The organism is Priestia sp. P5_B4 (genome assembly GCF_056400385.1).
Map to the genome: position 1 here is coordinate 1 of NZ_JBFULJ010000158.1, position 6572 is coordinate 6572.

Below are 6572 nucleotides of genomic sequence, written 5' to 3' on the forward strand. Positions count from 1 at the left end.
AATATAAACTTCGAAATTATGGACATTCTTGAAGAAGAAGGCGTAGAATTTGCTTTCCCTACGCGCACACTCATCGTTGAGCAGGACGGAAAGCTTTCTGGCAATCCAAAAGAATTTCTAGAAAGTGCTCGAAGCTAAAAAAAGCTGACTACTAAGTCAGCTTTTTTTCCTTTCTTTTTTAGTTTGAAATGAACATTTGAGTCCAGTAATGACCGTAGCTTCCACCTTTAGCGTAACCTACTCCAATTTCGGTAAATTGACTCGATAGTATGTTTTTACGGTGACCTTCGCTATTCATCCATGCGTTAACCACTTCTTTTGGAGTGGCTTGTCCAGCAGCGATATTTTCACCTGCTGTACTGTATGTAATACCAAAGTTTTTCATCATGTCGAACGGACTTCCATATGTAGGCGATGTATGACTGAAATAATTTTTATCAATCATATCCTGCGATTTATAGCGAGCAACGCGAGCTACTTCCCAATTAGACTTTAAAGGCTTAAGTCCTACTTTAGCACGTTCTTGATTCACTAGCTGAACTACTTGCTCTTCGTATGAACTTCCTGCTTTATCGGTTGGAATAGTAATTTTCTGTCCCGGATAGATCGAATTAGGATTTTTAATAGCAGAATTCGCTTCAATCAGCTCGGAAACGCCAACCTGATATTTTACTGCTATTTTCCACATCGTATCTCCCGATTGAACGGTATGTACGGTTGCTGCTTGCGCAGTGTTATTAAGACCAAAAGCTAGAGTGACAGACAACAGTGTTACTAATAAAAGTTTTGATAGAGTTTTCATACTTTTATTAAAGCAAATTGATTTTAAGATTCATAGCGGTAATATTATCCCTTAGTTCCATCATATTACTTTATCATCTTCCCAGCACGCTTTTTCCATAAGAAAGGCGCATTGCTCTTTTGCAATGCGCCTTTTTGTTACGAAGATAAAGCCTGTGACTGATTCATGTCTGACACATTAACCGCTTCATCCGTGCTTTGATGCACCTGACGTTTTTTGATCACATCAATATATTGAATATGATGGCCTTCCATTTTCGTAACGGTAAAGTCATACTGATCAAAGCTAAGGCTTTCTCCTTGCTTGACGTCATATTTTTCCGTCAAGACCCAGCCTCCAATTGTATCAACATCCGTATCATCAATTGTTGTGCCAAGCRACTCGTTAAGCTCACTTACTAATAATTTTCCATCTACAATATAATGATCGGATTTGACTTTCTGAATTAATGGAAGTTCATCCGCATCAAATTCATCACGAATTTCACCGACAATTTCCTCTAAAATATCCTCTACTGTTACAATCCCTGCTGTTCCTCCGTATTCATCAATTAAAATAGCCATATGGATGCGTTCACGCTGCATCTTAAGCAATAAATCATGAATAGGAATCGATTCAATTACTTCAATAACAGGACGGATATACTGTTTTAAATTTATTTTTTCCTTGCTGTTGTTCATGACAATCTCGGTTAAAATCTCTTTCATATTGACCATTCCAATAATATGATCTTTATCTCCATCGATGACCGGATAGCGGGTAAACCGCTCTTCTTGGACCATCTCAAGGATGTATTCGACCGTATCTTCCTGGTCAATCGAAACGACTTCCGTACGCGGCACCATAATCTCCTTGGCAACGCGATCATCAAAGTCAAAAATCTTACTTACATATTTAAACTCCGATTGATTGATTTCACCGCTTTTATAGCTTTCTGATAACAAGATGCGAAGCTCTTCTTCACTGTGTGCAAGCTCATTTTCTGAAGCAGGCTTTAGACCAAATAACCCTGTTATTAAACGAGAAGAACTGTTTAATAGCCAAATGAAAGGATAGGTTACTTTATAAAAGAGTATAAGCGGACGAACAAATAATAAAGTGACTTTCTCTGCTTTTTGAATTGCAAATGTTTTCGGAGCAAGCTCTCCGACCACAACGTTTATAAATGTAACAACCGCAAAAGAAATCGCAACAGATAGTACTTTTGTTAAAGCTCCGCTTATCCCTAGTTGATCAAGTAATGGGGACAGGAGATGCGAAAGTGTAGGCTCTCCTAACCAACCAATTCCCAGCGCAGTAATCGTAATACCAAGCTGACACGCAGATAAGTATTCATCTAAGTTTGAAATAACTTGCTTCGCAGCTTTTGCATTGCTGCTCCCTTCTGCTATAAGCTGATCCACTTTGGAACTCCTCACGCGAATAATCGCAAACTCGGTAGCAACGAAAAAAGCAGTTAATGCAATCAGTACCGCTAGTAAAATCAAGTTAAATATGTCCAATCAAGTTCCTTAGCTCGTTTAAAAACGAGTAAGGACTCACCTCCTAAAAAATAAAAAATTTGGATAAAGAACTTTATCCCTGTACTGATCACTTGGAAAAGTGCATATAAGGAGGAATCAAATGATAAATGTATAAACATTTTTATATGGAGCAAAACTGCCAGTCTTTCTTCCTTATCTCACGTTTCACTCGTTAATGTAGCAGGTCATTCTTTATTCAGCTGTTCTAGATGTGAAGCAATGGCTCACATCGCTTCATTTCATGATGTTGCTTCAGCGCTGATTCTCTCTTCCATTCATTTATAAAAAATTTAGTAGTTTACAATCTTTATAAAGTTAAAGTCTGTTAACGTCTTAAAAGAGCGATTATGTGATAAAGAGCGATATGCGTGAAGCAAATGTAGGTTTATATAATACTGTATTGTACGCTTTGACACTGGTGCATATAATGCTACTTCGCCAACGTGGTACACTGCCCCATCCAATCACCTCTATTTCCGTATATCTAAAAAGAATAAGGAATAATTATCCTATTTCTTTTTAAACTTATTGACTTTATTTTAAATGTTAAAAACTTTGCAGTCAAACGTTTTAGTTAGTCTCCTGCCCTTGCTATTTACTGGTACGGCGATTTTTAGCAGGTAAATAAAAGCTTGCTGCTACACAAAAAAACCCAAGGACAAAACAGATAACGGGGAGTTTCATACCTATTGCTTCAGCATAATAAGTGAGACTCCTTCCGTGAATAGGGACAAGATTCATTTCAAAAATCAAAGTCAAAACAGCTGTCACTTTGAGTGCAATACCAACAATGAAGAGACAAACTCTCAAGCCTCCACTCATATGCGCAAACATCCCTTCTATCCATTAGCGAATGGATGATGTACTACACCATATGATACATCCCTACACTTTATCACTAAATGCTAAAAAAGCGCTATGTCCATGCATAGACGCTTATAAATTTGCGACCACTTGTCCAATGGAATCATAGATAACCAAATCAAACAAATAATCGTAATGCGTAGGTTCTTTATTAATCATCACCATGTTTGTACGATTGTACCGGCTCACAAGCAGCGGAATCTGATTAATCGGTGCTACTTCAAGCGATGAACCAAGCACGATGAATAAATCAGATGACAGCGCTGCTGTAACTGCTTCATCGAACTGATGAATGGCATCTCCAAAAAGAACAACATTTGGCTTTAAAAGGCGCTCACACGCTGTACATTGTGGGAGAGCTGACTGATTTAAATACGCTAAGTCATACTCTTCTTTACAGCTCGGACAATGAGCTCTCTTAATGGACCCATGAATTTCAAAAACGTTCGTGCTTCCTGCATCTTGGTGCAAGCCATCAATATTTTGCGTAATTACATGCACGGTTTTGGCTTCTTCTAGTTCAGCAATAAAGCGATGGCCCGTATTTGCTTTATACTGATGCAGCATTTTAATATGAAAAATTTCTTTAAACAGCGGCCAAAATTCATGAGGATATTGCTCATAGAAGTCAGCAGCTACTATGTCCACAAAGCTTTTATTTTGGCGATATAAGCCATTTTGAGAGCGAAAGTCCGGTATGCCCGACTCTGTGCTCATTCCTGCTCCTGTAAAAAAACAAATGTGTTTAGCATTATCAATGAGCTGTTTTAATTCTTTGTACTGTTTTACCATTGCATTTCTCTCCTATTTAACAATTAGCACAGGAACCGTTACTTGCTGTGCAATCTTAGAACTCACGCTTCCAAGCAGCATGCCTTTTACAGGATTTAACCCTCTGCTTCCTATTACTACAAGGTCAAATGAATTTTGATTAGCAAATTGAATCACTGTTTTAGCCGCGTCTCCATGCATAAACGTAATCTCATACTCCACGTTTCCTTGCTTTAAAATTTCATCTGTTGTATGTATCCGGCTTTCCCGTTCCTCATCGCGGCTAAGTGATTTTAATCTTGAATCACCCTCTACTGCATAAATGACCTGAATAAAACTGTTTTCCGTCAGCTGAGCCAGCTGAACGGCTTTTTCTGTTGCTTTAGCTGCATGCTCTGAGCCATCTGAGGCAAGTAAAATTCGTTTAAACATCACGCTTCCTCTCCTCTTTTGTAAAATGGTCTTCTCTCTTTACTATATCACTCGCTGTTCAAATGTAATCATTTTTTTGATTATTTCTATAATTTTTAAAATTATTTGTCTACTTTTATGATAAACTGAAAGAAAACTTGTACAGAGGGGATGGAACGATGTTTGGTTTTGAATTAATTTGCACCTTTTGCAAAGGACTCGGAAAGCTAGCCGTTATTCCTGGTATCGGTTACATGAAAACATGCAAACACTGCGAAGGAACAGGGATGCAATCAAAAAAAGACGAAACTCCTTCCATATAAGAAGTTTCGCCTCAGCCATACTGTGATTAGATTGAAAGCTCTTTAGATAAACGGTACATATCAGCATTGATATGGTGAGGTTCACCTAAAATTTCCATAATATCATAATCTACAATTTCATTTTTACGGATACCGATTGCACGGCCGCCTTTACCTTCTAGCAGAAGCTCGACTGCACGACCGCCGAAACGGCTTCCTAGCACACGATCTTGAGCAGTTGGGGAACCACCGCGTTGAATGTGTCCTAATACTGTTACACGCGTTTCAATACCTGCAGCTTCATGCAGCTGCTTCGCTACTTCATTACCATTGGCTACGCCTTCAGCTACTACGATAATGCTGTGCTTTTTACCGCGCTCTTGTCCTTTTCTCAAACGGTCAACCATTTCTTGGAACTCATCTTTTGCTTCTGGAATAAGGATTGTTTCCGCACCGCCAGCAAGACCTGACCAAAGAGCAATGTCTCCTGCATTACGACCCATAACTTCAATAATAAACGTACGTTCATGAGAAGTCGCCGTATCACGGATTTTATCAATAGCATCGATAACCGTATGAAGAGCCGTATCAAACCCTAATGTAAAATCTGTTCCTGGAATGTCGTTATCAATTGTTCCTGGGATACCGATACAAGGGAAACCAAGCTCTGTTAGTTTTACAGCTCCCATATATGATCCGTCTCCACCAATAACTACTAAGCCTTCAATACCGTGCTTCTTAAGGTTTTCAATACCTTTTAAACGCCCTTCTTCTGTTTTGAATTCTGGACATCTTGCAGAATAAAGCATAGTTCCGCCGCGTTGAATGATGTCACCGACATCTCCAACTTCTAGCTTTTTAATATTTCCTTCTATTAATCCTTGATACCCTTGATAGATACCGTAAACTTCCATACCTTCATGAATTGCTTTACGCACAACAGCACGAACCGCAGGATTCATACCTGGAGAATCTCCGCCGCTTGTTAATACACCTATTCTTTTCATTACTTTCACCTCATCAAAGTCACATACATGACTACTATATTATAGTTCTACATTTTACCCGAGTTCGAACTTTTTGTGTAGTAATTCACAACATATTTCTTTGTTAAATTTTAAATGTACATACTTTTTCATATCTTTTAGTTATTTACCGTCAAATATTCAAAGTTTTTCTAGCAATATTGCACATCTAAAGAACCCTTTTAGTTACAGCTTTTATAAGACTATATTCACCTTTATATTTCATTTTTTTCATATATGTAATGAAATTGTAACGTAGAACACTGTCGAAAGATGATATGATGAATTTACTCAAATCAGGAAAAATTTTCAGGGGGTACTAGTTTTATGAAAAAAGTAATAGCAGCTCTTACGCTTGCTGGCGTTATTGTTTCTACTAGCCCGATTGTCAGCCAAGCGGCTCTAGGCGACCAAACGCTTCGCCAAGGCATGAATCACCAAGATGTTAAACAACTACAACAAACGTTGAAAAATAAAGGTTATTTTAAAGGGAATACGACTACATACTTTGGGACTGTTACAACTTCTGCTGTAAAATCATTTCAGCGCAAAAATGGACTAGCAGCAGATGGTATTGTCGGAAAAGGAACGTATGCTAAACTAGGCGTTTCAGCAAAGGGCAAATCGCCTTCTAGCTCAGCGCGCTATAACCCTAACGCAGTGATTAACAAAGGAAAACAGTATATGGGCGTTCGATATCGCTGGGGCGGAACAACACCAAGCGGCTTTGACTGCAGCGGTTTTATTGGCTATGCGTTCAAACATGGCGGCGGGGTTCAGCTTCCTCGAACAGTAGCTCAAATTTATCAAAAAGGAACGCGCGTCTCAAGTCCAAAAGCTGGAGATATTGTGTTCTTCCAAACCTATACAAAAG

Annotated in this window: 8 protein-coding genes; 2 read left to right on the forward strand and 6 right to left on the reverse strand. The window is 38.6% G+C overall.

The window, feature by feature from the left end:
- Nucleotides 1-178: 178 nt before the first annotated feature.
- The 5 genes from safA to AC1DRF_RS13660 all read right to left on the reverse strand — a co-directional run bounded on the left by safA (nucleotide 179) and on the right by AC1DRF_RS13660 (nucleotide 4392).
- Complete coding sequence (safA, locus tag AC1DRF_RS13640) at nucleotides 179-802, reverse strand: SafA/ExsA family spore coat assembly protein (protein WP_078082276.1); 624 nt, start codon at nucleotides 800-802, stop codon at nucleotides 179-181.
- A gap of 137 nt (nucleotides 803-939) precedes the next feature.
- Nucleotides 940-2304, reverse strand: coding sequence for a hemolysin family protein (locus AC1DRF_RS13645; protein ID WP_477740928.1), 1365 nt, complete (start codon nucleotides 2302-2304; stop codon nucleotides 940-942).
- 612 nt (nucleotides 2305-2916) lie between these two features.
- Nucleotides 2917-3147: a YuzI family membrane protein gene (locus AC1DRF_RS13650; protein WP_230184508.1), complete on the reverse strand. Its 231-nt coding sequence runs from the start codon at nucleotides 3145-3147 to the stop codon at nucleotides 2917-2919.
- A 114-nt stretch (nucleotides 3148-3261) separates the two neighbouring features.
- Entirely contained in the window at nucleotides 3262-3981 is a 720-nt protein-coding gene (locus tag AC1DRF_RS13655; RefSeq protein WP_230184509.1) for an NAD-dependent protein deacylase, read from the reverse strand.
- 12 nt (nucleotides 3982-3993) lie between these two features.
- Entirely contained in the window at nucleotides 3994-4392 is a 399-nt protein-coding gene (locus AC1DRF_RS13660; protein ID WP_230184510.1) for a universal stress protein, read from the reverse strand.
- A 158-nt stretch (nucleotides 4393-4550) separates the two neighbouring features.
- On the opposite strand from AC1DRF_RS13660, the gene AC1DRF_RS13665 reads away from it, so the two are divergent.
- On the forward strand, nucleotides 4551-4694 hold the full coding sequence (locus AC1DRF_RS13665; RefSeq protein ID WP_013058677.1) for a hypothetical protein: 144 nt from the start codon (nucleotides 4551-4553) through the stop codon (nucleotides 4692-4694).
- Between the two features lie 26 nt (nucleotides 4695-4720).
- Here the strand turns inward: AC1DRF_RS13665 and pfkA are convergent, their stop codons facing one another.
- Nucleotides 4721-5680, reverse strand: a complete 960-nt coding sequence (gene pfkA / locus AC1DRF_RS13670) for a 6-phosphofructokinase (protein WP_013058678.1) — start codon at nucleotides 5678-5680, stop codon at nucleotides 4721-4723.
- A 345-nt stretch (nucleotides 5681-6025) separates the two neighbouring features.
- Between pfkA and AC1DRF_RS13675 the strand changes: the two genes are divergently transcribed.
- Nucleotides 6026-6572: C40 family peptidase (locus AC1DRF_RS13675; protein WP_477740929.1), on the forward strand; the 547-nt coding region annotated here is incomplete at its 3' end.